General features: G+C 64.4%; 18 protein-coding genes and 1 pseudogene. 11 read left to right on the top strand and 8 right to left on the bottom strand.

All coding sequences use genetic code 11. The features are described from left to right. The first annotated feature begins 8 nt into the window (after positions 1 to 8). From DPM33_RS14435 to DPM33_RS14420, 4 genes are all read left to right on the top strand, one after another. Entirely contained in the window at positions 9 to 806 is a 798-nt protein-coding gene (locus DPM33_RS14435) for a ParA family protein (RefSeq protein WP_112098354.1), read from the top strand. 65 nt (positions 807 to 871) lie between these two features. Further along, positions 872 to 1,765: a ParB/RepB/Spo0J family partition protein gene (locus DPM33_RS14430; RefSeq protein WP_112098113.1), complete on the top strand. Its 894-nt coding sequence runs from the start codon at positions 872 to 874 to the stop codon at positions 1,763 to 1,765. A 653-nt stretch (positions 1,766 to 2,418) separates the two neighbouring features. Beyond that, a complete protein-coding gene (locus DPM33_RS14425) occupies positions 2,419 to 3,051 on the top strand; it encodes a DUF1326 domain-containing protein (RefSeq protein WP_167449068.1) in 633 nt (210 codons plus the stop codon). Between the two features lie 33 nt (positions 3,052 to 3,084). Further along, positions 3,085 to 3,873, top strand: coding sequence for a DUF2182 domain-containing protein (locus DPM33_RS14420; protein WP_112098111.1), 789 nt, complete (start codon positions 3,085 to 3,087; stop codon positions 3,871 to 3,873). A 136-nt stretch (positions 3,874 to 4,009) separates the two neighbouring features. Here DPM33_RS14420 and DPM33_RS14415 read toward each other — a convergent pair whose 3' ends face one another. Further along, the gene (locus DPM33_RS14415) at positions 4,010 to 4,297 is read right to left on the bottom strand and encodes a GIY-YIG nuclease family protein (protein WP_112098110.1); all 288 of its coding nucleotides are present in this window, start codon (positions 4,295 to 4,297) and stop codon (positions 4,010 to 4,012) included. Between the two features lie 196 nt (positions 4,298 to 4,493). After that, positions 4,494 to 5,537, bottom strand: a complete 1,044-nt coding sequence (holA, locus tag DPM33_RS14410; RefSeq protein ID WP_112098109.1) for a DNA polymerase III subunit delta — start codon at positions 5,535 to 5,537, stop codon at positions 4,494 to 4,496. Positions 5,538 to 6,105: 568 nt separating this feature from the next. Here holA and DPM33_RS14400 point away from each other — a divergent pair. The 4 genes from DPM33_RS14400 to lpdA all read left to right on the top strand — a co-directional run bounded on the left by DPM33_RS14400 (position 6,106) and on the right by lpdA (position 11,426). Continuing rightward, a complete protein-coding gene (locus DPM33_RS14400; RefSeq protein WP_112098108.1) occupies positions 6,106 to 7,338 on the top strand; it encodes a 3-methyl-2-oxobutanoate dehydrogenase (2-methylpropanoyl-transferring) subunit alpha in 1,233 nt (410 codons plus the stop codon). Between the two features lie 2 nt (positions 7,339 to 7,340). Next, the gene (locus tag DPM33_RS14395) at positions 7,341 to 8,354 is read left to right on the top strand and encodes an alpha-ketoacid dehydrogenase subunit beta (RefSeq protein WP_112098107.1); all 1,014 of its coding nucleotides are present in this window, start codon (positions 7,341 to 7,343) and stop codon (positions 8,352 to 8,354) included. Positions 8,355 to 8,371: 17 nt separating this feature from the next. Continuing rightward, on the top strand, positions 8,372 to 9,673 hold the full coding sequence (locus DPM33_RS14390) for a dihydrolipoamide acetyltransferase family protein (RefSeq protein WP_112098106.1): 1,302 nt from the start codon (positions 8,372 to 8,374) through the stop codon (positions 9,671 to 9,673). A 355-nt stretch (positions 9,674 to 10,028) separates the two neighbouring features. Next, positions 10,029 to 11,426 (top strand): dihydrolipoyl dehydrogenase, encoded by a 1,398-nt coding sequence (gene lpdA, locus DPM33_RS14385; protein ID WP_112098105.1) that lies wholly within the window; start codon positions 10,029 to 10,031, stop codon positions 11,424 to 11,426. A gap of 244 nt (positions 11,427 to 11,670) precedes the next feature. Here the strand turns inward: lpdA and DPM33_RS14380 are convergent, their stop codons facing one another. Further along, a complete protein-coding gene (locus DPM33_RS14380) occupies positions 11,671 to 12,774 on the bottom strand; it encodes a saccharopine dehydrogenase family protein (RefSeq protein WP_112098353.1) in 1,104 nt (367 codons plus the stop codon). Positions 12,775 to 12,902: 128 nt separating this feature from the next. Between DPM33_RS14380 and DPM33_RS14375 the strand changes: the two genes are divergently transcribed. Further along, a complete protein-coding gene (locus tag DPM33_RS14375; protein WP_112098104.1) occupies positions 12,903 to 13,331 on the top strand; it encodes an Lrp/AsnC family transcriptional regulator in 429 nt (142 codons plus the stop codon). 241 nt (positions 13,332 to 13,572) lie between these two features. Beyond that, positions 13,573 to 13,861, top strand: a pseudogene (locus tag DPM33_RS14370) (GIY-YIG nuclease family protein). Between the two features lie 166 nt (positions 13,862 to 14,027). Here the strand turns inward: DPM33_RS14370 and DPM33_RS14365 are convergent. From DPM33_RS14365 to DPM33_RS14345, 5 genes are all read right to left on the bottom strand, one after another. Continuing rightward, positions 14,028 to 16,055 (bottom strand): aldo/keto reductase, encoded by a 2,028-nt coding sequence (locus tag DPM33_RS14365; RefSeq protein ID WP_112098103.1) that lies wholly within the window; start codon positions 16,053 to 16,055, stop codon positions 14,028 to 14,030. A gap of 56 nt (positions 16,056 to 16,111) precedes the next feature. Further along, positions 16,112 to 17,197, bottom strand: a complete 1,086-nt coding sequence (locus DPM33_RS14360; protein WP_112098102.1) for an ABC transporter ATP-binding protein — start codon at positions 17,195 to 17,197, stop codon at positions 16,112 to 16,114. Between the two features lie 11 nt (positions 17,198 to 17,208). Beyond that, a complete protein-coding gene (locus DPM33_RS14355) occupies positions 17,209 to 18,045 on the bottom strand; it encodes a carbohydrate ABC transporter permease (RefSeq protein WP_112098101.1) in 837 nt (278 codons plus the stop codon). 13 nt (positions 18,046 to 18,058) lie between these two features. After that, positions 18,059 to 18,919 (bottom strand): carbohydrate ABC transporter permease, encoded by an 861-nt coding sequence (locus DPM33_RS14350; protein ID WP_112098100.1) that lies wholly within the window; start codon positions 18,917 to 18,919, stop codon positions 18,059 to 18,061. A 159-nt stretch (positions 18,920 to 19,078) separates the two neighbouring features. After that, the gene (locus tag DPM33_RS14345) at positions 19,079 to 20,347 is read right to left on the bottom strand and encodes an ABC transporter substrate-binding protein (protein ID WP_112098099.1); all 1,269 of its coding nucleotides are present in this window, start codon (positions 20,345 to 20,347) and stop codon (positions 19,079 to 19,081) included. A gap of 107 nt (positions 20,348 to 20,454) precedes the next feature. Here DPM33_RS14345 and DPM33_RS14340 point away from each other — a divergent pair, with 107 nt between their 5' ends. Beyond that, on the top strand, positions 20,455 to 21,321 hold the full coding sequence (locus DPM33_RS14340) for a helix-turn-helix domain-containing protein (protein WP_112098098.1): 867 nt from the start codon (positions 20,455 to 20,457) through the stop codon (positions 21,319 to 21,321). The last annotated feature ends 89 nt before the right edge of the window (positions 21,322 to 21,410 follow it).

Below are 21,410 nucleotides of genomic sequence, written 5' to 3'. Positions count from 1 at the left end.
ACAGGCCCATGAGCACAGCACCGCGTATCATTACAGTTGCCAACCAGAAAGGCGGCGTCGGCAAGACGACGACTGCCATCAATCTGGCCACGGCATTGGCAGCCATCGGCGAGCGCGTGCTGATCGTCGACCTCGATCCGCAGGGCAATGCCAGCACCGGCCTCGGCATCGACCGCAAGGACCGCACCACGTCGTCCTACGACGTGCTGACCGGCGAACTCGAGCTGGAAGCCGCCGCGGTGCCGACCGCGGTGCCTGGACTGTCGATCATTCCCTCAACGCTCGATCTGCTCGGCATCGAGATGGAGATCGCCTCGGCGCCGGACCGGGTGCTCAAGCTGCGCAACGCGCTGCGCGCCGCTGCCGAGCGTTCGGCGCCTTTCGGCTATGTGCTTATCGACTGCCCGCCCTCGCTCAATCTTTTGACTTTGAATTCAATGGCGGCGGCCGATTCCGTTCTAGTTCCGCTGCAATGCGAGTTCTTCGCCCTCGAAGGCCTCAGCCAGTTGCTGGAGACGGTCGAGCAGGTGCGCAATACGATCAATCCGGATCTCACCATCCAGGGCATCGTGCTCACCATGTATGACGGGCGCAACAACCTCGCCAACCAGGTGGTGCAGGATGTGCGCACCCATATGGGCGACAAGGTCTATGAGACGATCATTCCGCGCAATGTGCGCGTTTCCGAGGCGCCGTCCTACGGCAAGCCGGCGATCCTTTACGACCTGAAGTGCTCGGGCAGCCAGGCCTATCTGCAACTCGCCTCCGAGGTGATTCGCCGCGAGCGCAAGCTGCGCGCCGCCTGAGCTAGAGGCACTCGGCAGCCTTGGTTAATTAGCCGATTCGACTCCGAAACGATCTGGACAAACTAATGAGCGAAGACCAATCAAGAAAAAGACTGGGCCGTGGCCTCGCGGCGCTGATCGGCGAAATCGACCGTCCGGCGGCGCCGGAAAAGCCGAGCGCGGCGGTGGCGGCCGACGGCAAGGTGCCGATCGAATTCGTCAGCCCGAACCCGAAGAACCCGCGCCGGCATTTCGGCGACGCCGAGCTCACCGATCTTGCCCAGTCGATCCGCGAGCATGGCGTGGTGCAGCCGGTGGTGGCGCGCCCCTCACCTTCGCAGGCCGGCCGCTACGAGATCATCGCCGGCGAGCGGCGCTGGCGGGCAGCGCAGCGCGCGGGCCTGACCGAGATCCCTATCATCGTGCGCGACGTCAACGACCGCACCGCGCTGGAACTGGCGATCATCGAGAACGTGCAGCGCGCCGACCTCAATCCGGTCGAAGAGGCGCAAGGCTATCAGCAGCTGATCGACGAGCACGGCTACACGCAGGCCGATCTCGGCCAGGTCATCGGCAAGAGCCGCAGCCATGTCGCCAATACGCTGAGACTCTTGAAGCTGCCCAACGTCATCCACGACATGCTGGTGGACGGCGCTTTGTCGGCCGGCCATGCCCGCACGCTGGTGACGGCCGAGGATCCGGCAGGGCTCGCCAAACGCATCGTCGAAGGAGGACTTTCGGTGCGCCAGGCCGAAGCGCTGGCGCAGATGCCCGCCGGCCCGACGCCGGCCAAGGCGAAATCCGCCGCGAGCGCGCCGGAGAAGGACCCCGACACGCTGGCCCTGGAGAAGCTGATGACCGACACGACCGGCATGATCGTCAGCATCGAGCACAAGGGCAAGGGCGGCACGCTGCGGGTTGACTACCGCTCGCTGGAGCAGCTCGACGAGTTGTGCCGGCGGCTGAAGGACGAGCGGTAGTCGGCTGGGGGCCTAATGGTATTTGGCGGCATTTGAGGTTTTGGCTTAAGGCTGGATACGCCTGATATATCGGTGATAGACAATGAAAGGGCTGGCGCTATGCCGGCCCTTTTTCGTTGGCGGTGGTGATTGGCGGAGGCCGGCTTGATGGCTGATCTCCCCTTGTGGGGAAAAGCCCGGCAGGGCAGAGGGGGCGCGACGGAGCGCCATCATCTCTTTGAGCAAAACAGCGGACGAGCGCCAAGGGTGGACATTAAGCCGTTGTAGCGGCTATATAATTTCGCTCGATGCACCCTCCGCCAAAGGTCACGGCCGGAGAGTTCGAGGCCAAAGAACTGATAAGCCGACGGGACAGCGCCCCCTCTGTCCTGCCGGACATCTCCCCCACAAGGGGGGAGATTGGCCAACCGCTATCGCTGCTCCAACCTTGCGCTCTCCATTGCGGCCAAGTAGCGCCGGTCAGCGCAGCCGCCGGCGCTAGGCCCTCGGCTTGACAGTGCCGGGCATCGGCGTAACCTCATTAGAGACAACTAAACTATATGCCCTGGCGTGCCGAGCAGTCGCGATGTCGGGCTTTATGCCGCTTCTTTACGGTATAGGCGGCGCCACCTCGCCAAAGCGAGCCGAGCCGACCCGCCTGACAGAGCCGGGAGGTGAAGATGGCAACCAGTTGGCAATTGTCTGGAAGTTATTTCGAAAATTGTAGCTGCGATGTCGTTTGTCCCTGCCTGCTGTCCACCAACGCGCAGCTGACATCGAAGCCGACGCGAGGCGTCTGCGACGTCGGCCTGGTCTTTCATATCGACAAGGGCAATTTCGGCGACGTTCGATTGGATGACCTCAGCGTCGCGATGGTTGCCCATACACCGGGTCCGATGGCCGACGGCAACTGGACGGCCGCCGCCTATATCGACGAACGGGCCGACGACAGGCAAACAGAGGCGCTGGGCGCGATCTTCACCGGCGCCGCGGGTGGTCCGATGGCGGTGTTGGCACCCATGATCGGCACGAATCTCGGAGCCAAGAAGGTTCCGATCGACTATCGAATAGACGGCAAGAAGCGGTCGGCGGAGATTGCGGGCGTCATGAAGATGGCGGTCGAACCGCTGCCGACAATGCGCGAGGACGGGCAGATGTGGGCGGCCACCGGCCATCCCGTGAATCCCGACTGGCTCGGTCTGGCGATGGGGGCGGAAGGCAGCACGTTCAGCGACCATGGCATGAATTGGGACAATTCCCGGCGCAACGGACATTACGCTCCGATCAATTGGTCGGGCCAGGCGTAGCCTTTGGCCTCGCCGCCGGAACGTGCTTCGCCCATGACGTTGACATCGCAGCGAAATATCATCCTCGCGTTGCTGATTGCCGGCGCCGCGGTGTCGTGGGCCGTGCTCATCCGGCAGCAGATCGGCATGGACGCGGACATGGGCATGGAAATGTACTCTCCAACCATGGGCATGACGGGGCCGCTGTTTCTTGCCGTCTGGATCGTCATGATGGTTGCCATGATGTTTCCGACGGCCGCCCCCATGATCCTGACGTTTCACCAGGTTCAAGCCGCCAAGCGGGGGCGCGGCGAGACCTTCGTCTCCACCTGGGTGTTCGTGGCCGGCTACATGGTGGTCTGGAGCGTGATCGGCGTTCTCGCCTTTGCCGGCGCGGCAGGAGCGGAGAAGCTTGGCGCGCAGATGGGAATGTCTGGCGCGGCGGCCGCGCGCATAGGCGGCGCGCTGCTGATCGTAGCGGGCGCGTATCAGCTCTCGCCGCTGAAGGATCTGTGCCTGGCCAAATGCCGTACGCCTATCGGCTTCATCCTGACCTCATGGCGCGACGGCCGCTGGGGCGCGGCGCACATGGGCCTCCAGCATGGGGCCTTTTGCCTGGGCTGCTGCTGGCTCTTGTTTCTCGCCCTCTTTCCTCTCGGGATCATGAACGTCGCCGCGATGGCCGTGGTCACCCTGCTGATCTTTGCGGAAAAGACCTTTCCGTCAGGAGATCGGATAGCGAAGGTGTCTGGTGTCGCCCTGCTGCTTTACGGCGCGACGGTACTGGTCTTTCCACAGGCGCTGCCCACCTTCCAGCCGATGGACGCCATGATGATGAACTGACCGGGAAGGCGGCTCTCCGGTGAAGGGATCGCACTCCTATCCTTCGTCATTCTAGGGCGGAGCAAGGAGCGAAGCGACGCGCGCAGACCCTAGAATCCATGCCGCGACGGTTGAGAGCCGCCACGGTGCAGAACGATCACCAGCCAATTCCGCGAAAGAGCTCGAACCATTCCGGGTTGGTGTTCTCGATCAATTCAATCTTCCATTGGCGAGGCCAGCGCTTCAACGACGTCTCACGCTGGATGGCGTCTTTGATGTCGAAATACTCCTCGTACCAGACCAGACGCTGCACACCGTAACGGCTGGTGAAGCTGGAGCCTTGGCCAGTCTTGTGCTCGGGCATCCGGCGAGCAAGGTCGTTGGTGACGCCGATATAGATCGTGCCGCCTCTCTGGCTCGCGGTCATGTAGACGTAGCCTGTCATGTGACGATCTTACCTAGCACTATCGCCAACGGCTATTCTGGGCCGTTGCATTCTACGGCCAATGTCACGGCATGGATTCTAGGGTCTGCGCGCGTCGCTTCGCTCCTTGCTCCGCCCTAGAATGACGAATGGTGTGTTGCGCCCTACCCACGAGGGGAGATCAGCCAACGCGTCGGCTTTCGTCAATCGCCGCCCTTTACCTCTGCCCCAGCCTCGCGCTTTCGATCGCGATCCCCAGCAGCGCCTGCCTGGCCAGTGCTTCCGACAGATCCGGCCGCTTGCGCGTCTGCAGGACCGCCGTCTGCAGGCGGCCGAGCGCGCGGCCGAGCGCCTCGACATTCCAGCGATCGAGCGTTCTTTCCACCAGCTTGCGGCGCGAGAAGAACACCGGCGGGCGAGCGCCGGCGACGACCGACGCAGCGTTGCGGCCGCCGGATTCCATCTGGCCGCGCATCACCTGGATCGCCTGCAACTGGCGCATCGCCGAGGACAGCACCAGGAAGGGGTGGCCGCCAGACTGGCAATGGCGGTTGAAGGCAACGTCGAAGTCGCCGACTTTGCCGTCCAGCATGGCGTCGACCGCGGCGTCGAAAGACGCGCCGGAGACATCGCCCGACAGCGCGTTGACGTCCTCGACGTCGATCTCTTTCCGGCCGTGCGCGTAGAGCACCAGCTTCTCGATCTCGCCGCGCGAGGCGAGCCGGTCGCCGCCGAGATTGCGGCGCAGCGCCTGGCGCGCGTCGAGCGTCATCGACATGCCGGCCTTGCGCAATTCGTCGTCGATCACCGTATCGAGGTCGCGCGCTTCGTCGGCATAGCAAGGCAAGGCGATGGCGTTGCCGGCGGCCTCGACGATGGCCCTGAGGCCGGTGCCTTTCTTCAGGTCGCCGGCCTCGATGAGAATGATGGCGTCGCGCGCGGGCTCGCTGGTCAGCGCCTTGATGTCGTCGGCCAGCGCCTTCTGGCCGCTGGCATTGCGCACCCAAAGCAGCCGCCGGTCGGAAAACATCGGCACGGTGCGGGCCTCGTCGAGCAACCGTCCCTGGTCGCGGTCGACCTCGGCACCATCCAGCTTGACCACCGAGAAGGGATCGTCGAGCGGCAGGCCGGTCTTCGCGGCGAAGGCTTTCGCCCGCTCGGCGACGAGGCCGCGATCGGGACCGTAAAGCAGGATGATCGCCATAGAGGGATCGGGCTTCGCCAGCCACGAATCGACCTCATATCCTTTCTTCTGCGCCATGTGGGCTGAGTTAGCATGGCGCGGGGTGCGGGAACCAGCGTTTCGGTGGAACAGGTGTGGGACACGTGTCCCAAGCTTTCGGTTCACGCCGCGCGATCGCTCCAGCTTGGCGACCAATGCCGAAAGCTGGCGCTGCCCCTCATCGCCCTGCCGGGCACTTCTCCCCGTATAGTGACGGGGAGAAGGGGCTGGCCGCAGCCTCGGCGCTCAATTTGCAACGCCGGCGATTGGCGAAATCGGCGATGACAGCTTCCCTCTCCCCGTCACTATACGGGGAGAGGATGCCGGCAGGCAGGTGAGGGGCGGCGCTGACATAGAGAGGTTGCCCTCCCGTCATGCGACCCGGGTTTGTCGGCTCTTGCGCCTAAAGCCCTGCCGGCATTCGCCAAATTGCGCGCGGCGCGAAAACATCGACAAGAAATTTCGCCGTCATATCTGCATCTTGGCGTCTGCGTGTCGCATCGGTTCCGTGGGGCCGACGACCGGGAGGACGGCTGCCATCTCGCCCGATGAAATGGCGGCGCGGATGTGCAAAGATCGCACGGGCAACATTGGAGGACGTGAGCTCATGGCCGATGCTGGAATGTTGCGCTTCCATGTGCCCGAGCCCGAGGTGCGGCCCGGCGGCACGCCCGACTTCTCGAATGTGACCATTCCCAAGGCGGGCTCGGTGCCGCGCCCCGAGATCGACGTCGATCCGCGCACCATCCGCGACATGGCCTTTTCCATCATCCGGGTGCTGAACCGCGCCGGCGAAGCCGTCGGGCCATGGGCCGGGCTGCTCAGCGACGAGGAGCTGCTCGAAGGACTGCGCAACATGATGACGTTGCGCACCTTCGACGCGCGCATGCAGATGGCGCAGCGCCAGGGCAAGACCTCGTTCTACATGCAGCATCTGGGCGAAGAGGCAGTGAGCTGCGCCTTCCGCAAGGCGCTCGCCCCGGGCGACATGAATTTCCCGACCTACCGGCAAGCCGGGCTGTTGATCGCCGACGGCTATCCGATGGTCACGATGATGAACCAGATCTATTCCAACGAGGCCGACCCGCTGAAGGGCCGGCAGCTACCGATCATGTATTCCTCCAAGGAGCACGGCTTCTTCTCGATCTCCGGCAATCTGGCGACGCAATACATCCAGGCGGTCGGCTGGGCGATGGCTTCGGCGATTTCCAACGATTCGCGCATCGCAGCCGCCTGGATCGGCGACGGCTCGACCGCGGAGTCCGATTTCCATTCGGCGCTGGTGTTTGCCTCGACCTACAAGGCGCCGGTCATCCTCAACGTCGTCAACAACCAGTGGGCGATCTCGACCTTCCAGGGCATTGCGCGCGGCGGCTCCGGCACCTTTGCCGCGCGCGGCCTCGGCTTCGGCATTCCGGCGCTGCGCGTCGACGGCAACGACTATCTCGCGGTGCACGCGGTCGCCAAGTGGGCGGCCGAACGGGCGCGCGCCAATCTCGGGCCGACGCTGGTCGAGTATGTCACCTACCGGGCCGGCGCGCATTCGAGCTCGGACGATCCTTCCGCCTACCGGCCGAAGGCGGAATCCGACGCCTGGCCGCTCGGCGATCCGGTGATCCGGCTGAAGAACCATCTCATCCACAAAGGCGCATGGTCCGAGGAGCGCCACACCCAGGCGGAGGCCGAGATCCTGGAGACGGTGATCGCGGCGCAGAAGGAAGCCGAGAGCCATGGGACGCTGCATGCCGGCGGCAAACCCTCGACGCGAGACATGTTCGAGGGCGTCTACGCCGAGATGCCGCCGCATCTCAGGCGCCAACGCCAGCAGGCGGGGGTCTGATCATGCCGAGACGGACGATGATCGAGGCGATCCGCGACGCCATGGACGTATCGATGGGGTGCGACAGCCAAGTCGTCGTATTCGGCGAGGATGTCGGCTTCTTCGGCGGCGTCTTCCGCTGCACGCAGGGCCTGCAGGCCAAATATGGCAAGAGCCGCTGCTTCGATGCGCCGATCAGCGAATCCGGCATCGTCGGCGCGGCCATCGGCATGGCCGCCTACGGGCTGAAACCCTGTGTCGAGGTGCAGTTCGCCGATTATGTTTATCCGGCTTACGACCAGATCGTCTCTGAAGCGGCGCGGTTGCGCTATCGCTCCAACGGCGATTTCACCTGCCCGATCGTGGTGCGCATGCCGACCGGCGGCGGCATCTTCGGCGGACAGACGCATAGCCAGAGCCCGGAAGCCTTGTTCACCCACGTCTCCGGCCTGAAGACGGTGGTGCCGTCCAATCCGCATGACGCCAAGGGGCTGCTGATCGCGGCGATCGAGGATCCGGACCCGGTGATCTTCCTCGAGCCGAAGCGGCTCTACAACGGCCCGTTCGACGGCCATCACGACCGGCCGGTGACGCCCTGGTCGAAGCATGAGCTCGGCGAGGTCGCCGACGGCCACTACACCATCCCGCTCGGCAAGGCGGCGATCCGCCGTCAGGGCTCGGCCGTCACCGTGCTTGCCTACGGCACGATGGTCTATGTCGCGCAGGCCGCCGCCGAGGAGACGGGCATCGATGCCGAGATCATCGATCTGAGAACGCTTTTGCCGCTCGACCTCGACACGATTGTCGCGTCGGTGAAGAAGACCGGGCGCTGCGTGGTCGTGCATGAGGCGACGCTCACCTCCGGCTTCGGCGCCGAACTGGTCGCGCTGGTGCAGGAGAACTGTTTTTACCATCTGGAAGCGCCGGTCGCGCGGGTCGCCGGCTGGGACACGCCCTATCCGCATGCGCAGGAATGGGACTACTTCCCCGGCCCGGCGCGGGTCGGCCGCGCCTTGATCGAAACATTGGAAGCTTAAAGTGGGGGAGGCCTGAGATGGGCGAACACGTCATCAAGCTGCCCGATGTCGGCGAAGGCGTCGCCGAAGCCGAGCTCGTCGAATGGCATGTCAAGGTCGGCGACCTCGTGCGCGAGGACACGGTGCTGGCCGCCGTCATGACCGACAAGGCGACCGTCGAAATCCCCTCACCGGTCGATGGCGAGATCCTTTGGCTCGGCGCCGAGATCGGCGACACGGTGGCGATCGGCTCGCCGATCGTGCGGCTGAAGGTAGCCGGCGAAGGCAATGTGAAAGCTGTCGCCGAGGCGGCGCCTGAGGTGAAAGCGCCGGCCGAGCCGGTCGAAGCCAAACCGGCGCCGGCGCCGGACACTCCGAAAGCGGCGCCAAAGCCGGCCGAGGGGCCGAAAATTGCCGCCGCGCCGAAGGCGACGCGCCCTGTTTCCGTCTCTGGCGCGCCGCGTGCGGAAGGCGAGAAACCACTGGCGTCACCCGCCGTGCGGCTGCGGGCGAAGGAGGCCGGCATCGATCTGCGCCAGGTCACGGGCAGCGGCCCGGCCGGGCGCATCAGCCATGAGGATATCGACGCGTTCGTCGCGCGCGGCCCGCAAGTCGCCCGCGCCACCGGCCTTGCCCGGAAGGACGGCGTCGAGGACATCAAGGTCGTTGGCCTGCGGCGCAAGATCGCGGAAAAGATGTCGCTGGCGAAGTCGCGCATTCCGCATATCACCTATGTCGAGGAGATCGACGTCACCGCGCTGGAGGAATTGCGCGCGACGCTGAACAAGGAGAAGCGCGGGGATCGCCCGAAGCTGACCCTGCTGCCCTTCCTGATGCGGGCGATGGCGAAGGCGATCGCCGACCAGCCCAACCTCAACGCGCTGTTCGACGACGATGCCGGCATCATCCACCAGCATGAAGGCATCCATATCGGCATCGCCGCGCAGACGCCCGCCGGGCTGGTGGTACCGGTGGTCAAGCATGCCGAGGCGCGCGACCTGTGGGATTGCGCCACGGAGGTCAACCGACTGGCCGACGCGGCGAAGGCCGGCACGGCAAGCCGCGAGGAGCTCTCCGGCTCGACCATCACCATCACCTCGCTCGGCGCGATGGGCGGCGTGGCGACGACGCCGGTCATCAACTATCCGGAAGTGGCGATCGTCGGCGTCAACAAGATCATGGTGCGGCCAGTCTGGGACGGCACGCAGTTCATTCCGCGCAAGATGATGAACCTGTCCTCCAGCTTCGACCATCGCGTCATCGACGGCTGGGTTGCGGCGGTGTTCGTGCAGCGCATCAAGGCGCTGCTCGAGACGCCGGCGCTGATTTTCGTGGATTGAAGGGGATGGGTGGAATGCTTGTCCCTTTGATCCAATCCGAAAAGGATCGTCGCAGATTTCCGGTGACCGGCCCGAAGCCGCAAAGTACCAACCTCCGTGGTTGGCCGCAGGCCTTCGCGCGTTCATCATCCTCGGGCTTGACCCGAGGATCCATGCCGCGATCTCTGCCGAAGGGTGCAGCGGTGCAGAATTCTGGACCGTTGCAACGCCGTCAGGTCACGGCATGGATTCCAGGGTCTGCGCGCGTCGCTTCGCTCCTTACTTCGCCCTGGAATGACGAAGCCATAAGCACCTCGGCAAATCTCCAACCTAGGCGATACGGTGCCGAGGCAAAGCGACCGATCGAGGTAACCGCATGAAAGAAATCTCCTGCAAGCTGCTCGTCATCGGCGCCGGACCGGGCGGCTATGTCTGCGCCATCCGCGCCGGGCAGCTCGGCGTCGACACGGTCATCGTCGAGGCAGGCAAGCCCGGTGGCACCTGCCTCAATGTCGGCTGCATTCCCTCCAAGGCGCTGATCCATGCGGCGGAGGAATTCGAGAAGATAGCGCATATGGCCGGCGGCAAGGATCCGCTCGGCATCAAAGTCGCCGCGCCGACGCTCGAACTTGCAAAAACCGTCGCCTGGAAGGATAGCATCGTTAGTCGGCTCAACAGCGGCGTTGCCGGGCTGTTGAAAAAGGCCAAGGTCAAGACCGTGCAGGGCTGGGCGACGTTCCGGGACGGCAAGACGGTCGAAGTCGAGACCGAGACCGGCACGCAGGTCATCCGCGCCGAGACCGTGGTGATCGCAACCGGCTCGGCGCCAGTCGAGCTGCCGTTCCTGCCGTTCGGCGGTCCGGTGATCTCGTCGACCGAGGCGCTGGCGCTGAGCGAAGTGCCGAAGAAGCTCGCGGTCGTCGGCGGCGGCTATATCGGGCTCGAGCTCGGCATGGCCTTCGCCAAGATGGGCGCCAAGGTCACCGTGGTCGAAGCGCTACCACGGGTGCTGGCGCAATATGACGCCGAGCTGACGAGGCCGGTGCTGAAACGGCTCGGCGAGCTCGGCGTCGAGGTGATGCTGGGCGCCAAAGCCAAAGGCCTGTCGACCAAGGGCGATGCGCTGCTGGTCGAGACCGCCGACGGCAAGAACGCCAAGGTCGCCGCCGACAGGATCCTGGTCACGGTCGGCCGCAAACCGCTGACCGAAGGCTGGGGGCTGGAGCAGATCGACCTCGACAGGGCCGGCAAATTCATCCGCATCGACGACCAGTGCCGCACCTCGATGCGCGGCATCCATGCCATCGGCGACGTCACCGGCGAGCCGATGCTGGCGCATCGCGCGATGGCGCAGGGCGAGATGGTGGCCGAGATCGTCGCCGGCCACAAAAGAAGCTGGGACAAACGCACCATTCCCGCGATCTGCTTCACCGATCCGGAGCTGGTCACCGCCGGCCTGTCACCGGAAGAGGCGAAGGCGCTCCCAGGCGAGATCAAGATCGGCCAGTTCCCGTTCGCCGCCAACGGCCGCGCCATGACCAGGCAGGGCGAAGACGGTTTCGTGCGGGTCGTGGCGCGCGCCGACAATCATCTGGTGCTGGGCATCCAGGCGGTCGGGCAGGGCGTATCGGAACTGTCGGCGGCCTTCGGCCTGGCGCTGGAAATGGGCGTGCGGCTGGAGGACATCGCCGGCACCATCCACGCGCATCCGACACAGGGCGAAGGGTTCCAGGAAGCGGCGTTGAAGGCGCTGGGGCACGCGCTGCATATTTGAGCGGAGCGCCTCTTTCCTCTCCCTCCGGAGGGGGGAGAGGTGGCGCCGCGAAGCGGCGACGGAGTGGGGGAAGCCGCTGCTCAAATGTGGAAGCGCCGACAACCATTCACCACCACCGGGCCTCAATCAAGGCGAGGCATCCGGGTTGAAATAACAACCGTCGGCGCAGGTCGACCCCCACTCCGTCGAGCTCCGCTCGACACCTCTCCCCGATCGACGGGGGAGAGGAAAGGCGCGAGCTTATTCAGCTCGCCAGCCGGCTCACCATCTCGTACTGGGCGTAGGCGCGGCCGAAGCGGTTGGCGAGGAAGGCGTCGAGGGCGATATCCTCCTGGCGCACGAAACCCATCGCCGGCAGCGAGCCGTCGGCCAGCATGTCGAGCACGGCGCAGATGCCGGAGGCGGTGGTGATCTGGATGGCGCTGCGCACGATGGAGCCGACGCGCTGCGAATAGACCTTGTTGGCGTAGGTCTCCTGCAGCAGGCGACCGTTGCGGCGGCCCGAGACGGTGACGAAGACGATGACCACGTCCTGCAGCGTCGCCGGCAGCGCGCTCTCGAAAATGTCCTTCAGCACGTCGCGGCGGTGGCGCAGCCCCAGGTCGTTGAGCAGCGCCTTCATGATCGCGGCGTGACCGGGATAGCGGATGGTGCGGTAGTTCAGCGTGCGCACCTTGCCCTTGAGCGTCTCGGCCAAAGTGCCCAGGCCGCCGGAGGTGTTGAAGGCCTCATAGGTGACGCCGTCGAGCGAGAACTCCTCGCGCTCTTCCAGCGGCGGCACCTCGATCAGCTCGCCCTCGACGATCGCCTCGCAGGGCTCGCAATATTCGTTGATGACGCCGTCGGTGCTCCAGGTCAGGTTGTAGTTGAGCGCGTTGGATGGATATTGCGGCAGCGCGCCGACGCGCATGCGCACGCTTTCCAGCGTGTCGAAGCGGCTGGCGAGATCGTTGGCGACGATCGAGATGAAACCCGGCGCCAGGCCGCATTGCGGGATGAAGGCGCTTTTGGCGTCGCGCGCCAGTTCCTTCACGCGGCGGGTCGAGACGACGTCCTCGGTGAGGTCGAGGTAATGCACGCCGGTGGCCGCGGCCGCCTCGGCGATGCGGGTGGTGAGATGGAAGGGCGCGGCGCTCAACACGGCGAACTTGCCGGCGAGCACCTTTTCGAGCTCACCCGTGGCGCCGATGTCCAGCTCCTGGGTCTCGACGCCGGCCGGCAATTCGGCGGCGGCAAGCTGGGCGCCCGAGCGGTCGACGAGCGTGACGTGATAGTCGCCGGTCGAGCTCAGCATTTCCGCGATGGTCGAGCCGATCTTGCCGGCGCCGACTACAACGATGTTCTTCATGATCAATACCCCTGCCAATTTTGAAATTCGAGTTGGCGGAATCATCGCAGCTTGCCTGTCGAAAGGAAGGGTGGAATCTGGCAATATGAAGCCGACCTTTAAGCGATTCGCCGAGGAAGATCGTCGAAATGATCACTGAAGCCGAACAAGCCCTGCTCACTTTGCTGAGGGCCGACGCCCGCGCCTCGACCGCGGAGCTTGCGCGAAAACTCGGCGTGTCGCGCACCACGGTGCAGAGCCGCATCGAGCGGCTGGAGCAGCGCGGCGTCATCGCCGGCTATGGGGTCAGGCTGTCGCCCGACTACGAGCAGGGGCTGGTCAAGGCGCATGTACTGCTCACCGTCACCCCGAAACTCGCCGACAAGGTCGTGCGCGCCCTCGAGGCGATGCCGCCGGTCAGGACAGTGCATTCGGTGAGCGGCAATTTCGACATGATCGTCATCGTCGACGCGCCGTCGATCCGCGATCTCGATGCGCTGCTCGACCGGATCGGGGCGATGGACGGGGTGGAGCGGACGTCGTCGTCGATCATTCTGTCGACGCGGGTGGATCGGTGAGGGCGATCTCACCCCTTGAGGGCAGGGCAATCGCATATGGCGACGCCAGCAGCCTGAAGATGCCGCCAAAGGGGACAGAGAGGGTTCTCCTGCGTAAAGCTGCCACGTATCCTTCGTCATTCTAGGGCGGAGCAAGGAGCGAAGCGACGCGCGCAGACCCTAGAATCCATGCCGTGACATTGGCCGTAGAATGCTGCAGTCCAGAATAGCCGCTAGCGACAGCGCCAGCTAAGATCGCAATATGACAGGCTACGTCTATATGGCCGCGAGCCAGAAAGGCGGCACGATCTATATCGGTGTCACCAACGACCTTGCTCGTCGCATGCCGGAGCACAAGACCGGCAAAGGCTCCAGCTTCACCAGCCGTTATGGTGTGCAGCGTCTGGTCTGGTACGAGGAGTATTTCGACATCACCGACGCCATCCAGCGTGAGACGTCATTGAAGCGCTGGGCCGCGCCAATGGAAGATGGAATTGATCGAGAAGACCAATCCGGAATGGTTCGAGCTGTTTCGCGGGATTGGCTGGTGAACGTTCTGGACCGTGGCGGCTCTCAGGCGTCACGGCATGGATTCTAGGGTCTGCGCGCGTCGCTTCGCTCCTTGCTCCGCCCTAGAATGACGAAGCACAGGTTAGCGCCTCTCTGCCCTCTCGGCATCTCCCACAGAGCCACACAAGGGGGAGAGATTAGGCGCGCCTATGCCCTCCTCCGCTCCGGCCCCTCGTCCAGCCAGGCCACATCCTCCGGCGTCAGCTTGATATCGAGTGCCTTCAGGCTGTCCTCGAGCTCGTCCAGCGTGCGCGGGCCGATCAGCGGCACGGACGGGAAGGGCTGCGCCAGCACGTAAGCCAGCGCGACATGGATCGGGCTCTTGCCGAGCTTGCGCGCCAGTTCGATGGCGCGGTCGCGGCGGCCGAAATTCTTTTCCGAATACCAGACCCGCACCAGCTCCTCATTGTCCTGCTTGTCGCGGCCGGCGCGATCGGTGAAGAAGCCGCGGCCCTGGCTCGACCAGGCGAAGTTCGGCATCTGCCTTGCCGTCAGCCAGGCCTTCCAGGTATCGGTGGACGAGGTGACGCAGCCGGCCCAGATCGGCTCCAGCATCTCGGCCAAGGAGAAATTGTTGGAGAGCGCGCCGGGCTTCTGCCTGCCGTGCTTCTCGGCATAGGCAATCGCCGCGTCCATCCGCTCCATGGTCCAGTTGGAGCCGCCGAACAGGCCGCGGATGCGGCCGGCCTTGGCCTCCCGGTCCATGGCGTCGACGAATTCGCCGACCGGCACGTCGGGATTGTCGCGATGCATGAAATAGATGTCGACATGGTCGGTCTGCAGCCGGTCGAGCGACTGGGCCAGCTGCTTGGCGATGACGTCGGGATAGCAGAGCGGCGAATGCGCGCCCTTGGCGATGATGACCGATTGCTCGCGCACGCCGCGATTGGCGAGCCACTGGCCAAGCAGCGTCTCGGTGTAGCCGGCGCCATAGACGAAGCCGGTGTCGAACAGGTTGCCGCCGGCCTCGAAATAGGCGTCGAGCAGGATCGAGCCGGAGGAGAAGGTGCGAAAATCCTCAAAGCCGAGCGCCAGAAGGGAGACGGGTTTCGGCAGGCCGGGAATGTCGCGCTTGCCGATGGCGGCGCCGTTGGTCCGGAGCGGCCGGCCGGAGAGCGTGTTGACGCGCTTGGCCGGCTTTTCGATCTCGTATTCCAGCCCCACGGCGTGGCGCCATCTGTCGAGCACGCGCAGCGTGCCGAGGCTGTCGGCCCAGGACATGCCCGGCCAGGCGAATTCCTGGCGGCCGGCGAGGATCGCCTCGCCGGCGCCGTCGACCTCGAAGGAATAGAGGTGGCGGGTCTCGTCGAGACTGATCACCTCGCGAGCCGCACCGGACCGGATCACCTCGATCCGGCCCGGTCCGACATCGCGGTTGCCACCGGCGAACCAGAAATCGGGCACCTCGATCTGACCCTTGGTGCCGAAGATGCGCAGCACATTGTCCTGGTTGAGCGAGATGCTGCAGGAAACCTCGGCGACGATACCGCCGGGGAAGTGCAGCAGGGCCGCGGCCCATTCGTCGACGCCGGACTGGCCGAGATGGGCGGCGCCGACGACCTTGTCCGGCTCGAGGAAAGGCTGCCCTGAAGCGGCACCCGCGATCAGCCGCGCCATCGACACCGGATATCCGCCCACATCGAGGACGCCGCCGCCGGCGAGTTCGTTGGCATAGAGCCTGTGCGCCGGCATGAAGCCCGGCATGGCGAAGCCGAAGCTCGACTTGATCATGCGGACCTCGCCTATGGCGCCGGATTTGATCAGCTCGACCAATTGCCGGGTCTGCGGGTGCAGCCGGTACATGAAGGCTTCGCCGAGGAAGGTGCCGGCCTTGCGCGCCGCATGCATCATGGCGTCGGCCTCGAAGGCGGTCAGCGCCAGCGGCTTTTCGCACAAGACATGCTTGCCGGCCTCGGCGGCCTTGATCGCCCATTCGGCGTGGCCGGGATGCGGGATCGAAATGTAGACGGCGTCGACGTTCTCGTCGGCGAGCAGCGCGTCATAGCCGTCGAGGATACGCGCGCCCGGAAAGGTCTCGGCAAGGCCCGGCTTGGCGGGATTGCGGGCGCCGAGGGCGACCAGCTCGCCGGTGCGCGATCCCGCCACGCCGCCGGCAAAGGATTTGGCGATGCTGCCGGGACCGAGGATGCCCCAGCGGATCTTTTTGGATGTCATATCGAATTCTCCATGCGATCGCCGCCACGCTGGCATGCCGGCAAGAAAATGTGCGGTCAGCGGATCCTTGCGCCGGCCTTGTCGAAGAGCAGCGAGCGCTCCGCCTTGATCGAGACCGTGAAATGGTCGCCGCTGGCGCGCTGGCGCGAGGCCTCGCGCTCGACGATCAATTCCTCGGGTCCGGCATTGGCGTAGACATAGCTGACCGAGCCGAGATGCTCGGCGACGTCGGCCTTGACCGGAATGTCGCAGTCGCCTTCGCCGGCCTCGAAGAAATGCTCCGGCCTGACGCCGAGCACGACCTCGGCGCCGACGGCCGGAAAGGCATTCGAGAGCGGCTTGCGCAAGCGCGCGCCGCCGTGATTGACGAGCTCGATGATCGCGGCGCTGTTCGATGTCTCGACGACGTTGGCCTTGAGGAAATTCATCTTCGGCGAGCCGATGAAGCCGGCTACGAAACGGTTGGCCGGGTCGTCATAGAGGTCGAGCGGCGCGCCGATCTGCTCGACATTGCCGGCCTTCAGCACGACGATCCGGTCGGCCAGCGTCATCGCCTCGGTCTGGTCGTGCGTCACATAGATCATGGTGACGCCGAGCTCCTTGTGCAGGCGCGAGATCTCGACCCGCATCTGCACCCTGAGTTCGGCATCGAGGTTGCTCAGCGGCTCGTCGAAGAGAAAAACCTGCGGCTCGCGCACGATGGCGCGGCCGATGGCGACGCGCTGGCGCTGGCCGCCGGACAATTGCTTCGGCCGGCGCTGCATCAATTCGTCGATGCGCAGGATTTCGGCGGCGCGCTTCACCCGGCGCTCGGTGTCGGCCTTCGGGTTGCCGTTCATCCTGAGCCCGAAGGAGAGGTTCTGCTCGACCGTCATGTGCGGGTAGAGCGCGTAGGACTGGAAGACCATGGCGATGCCGCGGTCGGCCGCCTCGACATCGTTCATCACCTTGCCGCCGATGGCGATGTCGCCGCCGCTGATGTCCTCCAGCCCGGCGATCATCCTCAGCAGCGTGGACTTGCCGCAGCCCGAAGGGCCGACGAAGACGACGAACTCGCCGTCGGCGATGTCGATATTGGCGCCGTGGACGACCTCGAAGACGCCGAAGCGTTTGACGACATTGGTGAGTGTGACGGCGGCCATATCGCTCCTTCCTACTTGACCGCGCCGGCGGCGATGCCGGCGATGAAATGGCGCTGCAAGAGCACGAAGACGATGAGCATCGGCACCGTCAGCATGACGGCGCCGGCCATGATGCCGCCCCACGACACCTTGGTCAGGCCGATCAGCGTGCCGAGCGCCACCGGCGCGGTCATCGCGCCGGGCTGGCTGTTGATCAGCAGCGGCCAGAGATAATTGTTCCACGAGGCGAGGAAGAGGATGATCGCCAGCGCCGCCAGCATCGGGCGGGCCAAAGGCAGCGCCACGAACAGGAAGATGCGCCATTCTTTCACGCCTTCCACCCGCGCGGCGTCGAACAATTCGGCCGGCATCATCGAGAAGGCCTGGCGCATGAAGAGCACGCCCAGCGAATTGAACAGCGGCGGCACGATCAGCGCGATCCAGGTGTTGGCCAGGGCGAAGTCGCGCGCCACCATGATGAATTGCGGGATCAGCACCACCGCGTAGGGAAGCGTGATGGTGCCGAAGATGATCGCCACCACCGCGCCCTTGCCGTGGAACTCGTAGCGCGCCAGCGCCCAGCCGGCCATGGAGGTGAGCAGCACCGAAAGGATCGTGTAGGTCACCGCCACCGAGACCGAGATGAGAATAGCGCCGACGAAATTGGTGTCGCGCTGCAAATTGTTGAAATTGTCGATGAAGCCATCATGCGGCAGGAGCTCGATGCCGGGGCTGAAGATGCCGTTGTCCGGCATGGTGGAGAACACCACCATCATCCAGAGCGGGAACAGCCAGATCAGCGCCAGCGGCGTCAGGAAAAGATGCAGCGCAATGCTGCGGCCGAGCCGTCTTTGCAAACGCGAGGTCATTTCGGTTCACCCGTCATTTCGGCTCTCTCGTCAGCCAGAGCTGCACCAGGGTGATGGCGATCGCGAGCCCTGCCATGGTGTAGGCGACGGCCGAGGCATAGCCGAAATTGAGCGAGCGAAAACCTTGGCGGTAGAGCAGTAGGCCAAGCGTCTCGGTGCCGCCGCCCGGGCCGCCGCGCTCGGTGATCAGGAACGGCTCGGTGAAGAGCTGCATGGTGCCGATGATCGACAGCACGGCGCAAAAGACGATGACGGGTTTGAGCAGCGGCAAGGTGATGTAGAAGAACTGCTTCACGCGGCTGACGCGGTCGAGCGTCGCCGCTTCGTAGACGTCCTCGGGGATCGACTGCAGGCCGGCCAGGATGATGATGGCGTTGTAGCCGGCCCAGCGCCAGGTCACTGCGATCATGATCAGCGCCATGGCCGGCGTGACGTTGGAGAACCAGTCGATCTTGGTCAGGCCGACGCTGTTGAGCAGCTTGTTGATGATGCCGAAATCGAGGCTGAACATCAGGCGGAAGACCGCCGAATAGGCGACCTCGCCGACCACGACCGGGGCGAAGAAGGCGAAGCGGTAGAGGCCGCGCGCCTTCAACAGCGGCGAATTCAGGAGCACCGCCATGACGATCGCCAGCGAGATCATCACCGGCACCTGGATGACGAGGATCAGCAGCGTATTCTTCAGCGCGTTGTAGAAGGCGGGGTCGCCGATCAGGCGGCCCCAGTTGAAAGTCGGCGCGAAGCGCCACGGCACGGTGCGCGTCGCCTGGAAGGAGATCAGGAACGACGAGATGATCGGCCAGATCCAGAAGATGGCGAAGATCAAAAGGTAAGGCGTGAGGAAGCGGTACGCGGTGGCGTTCTGGGTGCGCATCGTCTTCCTCCTTTCTTTGTCCCGGTGGCGCCTTCTTGATGGGCGCAGTGTTGATCAGGCCTTGAGTTTGCTGGAGCAGCGCCAATTGTCGATGTTGGCGCCGCCCCTCATCCGCCCTTCGGGCACCTTCTCCCCGTGAACGGGGAGAAGGAAGAGGCGCTACTTCACCGGCAGGCCGGTGGCGGCGGCGATCTGCTTGGCGGCGTCGTCGAGCGCGGCCTTGGCGTCGGGATAGCCGTTGGCCAGATATTTGGTCTGCACGGCGCGGACGATGATCTCGGCGTCGCTCTGGAATTGGGTGCCGCGGCTCGGCACCACCTTGGGCAGCGTCGCGAGAATATCCTTCCACACCGCCTGGTCGCCCCAATAGGGCTGCCCCTGCGCGACATAAGGATCGTCGAGCGCCGAGATCAGCGACGGCACCAGGCCGAAATCCTTCAGCATGGTGATCTGGCCGTCATTCGTCTCCAGCGTGTATTTCAAATAGGCGTAGGCGGCTTCCTTGTTCTTCGAGGCAGAGGTGATGGCCAGGGACGAGCCGCCGAGATTGGCGGCGCGCGGGCCGTCGCCGGTCAGGCTCGGCATCAGATAGACGCCCCATTTGCCGCTTTCCTTCGGCGATTCGGTGCGGACCGTGCCTTCATACCAGCCGCCATAGACCTGGGTGGCGACGGTGCCGGCGGTGTTGTTGGTGATCTTGGTCGACCAGTCGGCCGACGACACGATGCCGGCGTCCTTCATCTCCTTGACCTTGGTCATGGCGTCGACGCATTTCGGCTCGGCCACGGTGATCGACTGGCCGTCCTCGGCGAAATAGGCGCAGCCCTGCTCGTTGGAGATCATGCGGAAGAATTCGGTGTCGCCGTTGAAATCGGCATTGGTCATCGAGACACCGGGATTGGCGGCCTGGATCTTCTTGCCGGCGGCGATGAAATCGTCCCAGGTCTTGATCGTGGCCGGATCGACGCCGGCCTTTTCGTAGAAGTCGCGGCGGTAGAAGACGGCGACCGGACCGGAATCCCAGGGCATGGCATAGGCCTTGTCGCCGACCTCGAGCTCGGTGCGCTTGAAGTCGGGGAATTTCTTCTGGTCCTCGGCGGTATAACCCAGCGTGTGCAGGTCGACGAAGCAGTCGGGGAACTGGCTCCAGTAGTTCTCGGCCTCGCCGTTCTCGATCGAGACGATGTCGGGCAGGCCGACGCCGCCGGCAGCGCAGCCGGCGATCGATTTGTCATAGGTCGGCTGATTGCCGAGGTCCTGAACCGTGACCTTGATGTCGGGATATTTCTTGTTGAAGCCCTCGACCGTCGACTTCAGCGACGAAGCGGCGATGTTCCAGCTCCAGATGGTGATTTCGCCGGACTGCGCCAGCGCCGGGCCTGAACCCAGGGCAAGCAAAAGCGCGGCGCAAGTCAATGTAGTGCGCATTGAAATCCTCCCATTTCATTTGCTCTCTCACGGTGAGCGTGGCTAAGATTATGCGGCGCGGAAGGCTTGTCCCGGACAAAGGGAATAAGAAATTGGCGGAAAGTAAGATGCCGGAAAGGCCGTTCTACCAGCCTGGCGCGAGCAGCGTCGAAGGCCTGCCGCTCAAGCTGCAGATGTTCCACACGCAGCCGCTGGTCATGCTCAAGCCGCACTGGCACGCCCAGGTCGAAGTGAATTTCATCGTTCGCGGCAGCGTCCACTACCTGATGAACGATCACGAGCTCGCGCTTTCGGCAGGCGAGATGTGCCTGTTCTGGGGCGGCCTGCCGCATCAGATGGACGACCTCACCGACGACGCGATCTATGCCGGCGCGCATCTGCCGCTGGTGCATTTCTTTCGCCTGCATCTGCCGGCCGACATACGCCACCGGCTGATGACCGGCGCGACGCTGGTGACCAACGCGACCGACCAGTCGGACAACGACAATTTCAAGCGCTGGAACGAGTATGCGCGCTCGGGCGATCCGGCGAAAGCCGAGCATGCCGTCAACGAGCTGCTGCTTCGGCTCGAGCGGGTGCGCTTCGAGCCTTACCGCCTGGTGCCCGGAAGCGTGGCCGGGCAAGGGGCCGGCAATCCCTTCGACCAGCAATCCTCACGCAATGTCGGGCGCATGTGCGACTATATCGCCGAGAATTTCCTCTACGACATCGATTGCGTAACCATCGCCTCGGCCGCCGACATCCATCCCAAATACGCTATGAGCCTGTTCAAGAAATCGACCGGCATGACGCTCAACGAGTATGTCAATTTGCTGCGGCTGAGCTACGCGCAGGCGCTGTTGATGCATGAGGACGCCAATGTGCTGCGCGTCGCCATGGATTCAGGCTTCGGCTCGCTCAGCGCCTTCAACAAATCGTTCCGCAAGCTCGCCGGCATGTCGCCCTCGGATTTCCGCCGAGCGGGCGCCAGGTAGTCGAATCCGGGCCGTGTGTTTGCGACGGGTACGGTATGTCCCGGCGATACGGGACGCTGGATTTACCGATTTGTAAGGACCCGGCAAAC

The organism is Mesorhizobium hawassense, from assembly GCF_003289945.1.
In the GTDB taxonomy this organism is placed as follows: Bacteria; Pseudomonadota; Alphaproteobacteria; order Rhizobiales; family Rhizobiaceae; genus Mesorhizobium; species Mesorhizobium hawassense.
This window is presented reverse-complemented; position numbering and strand designations above follow the sequence as displayed.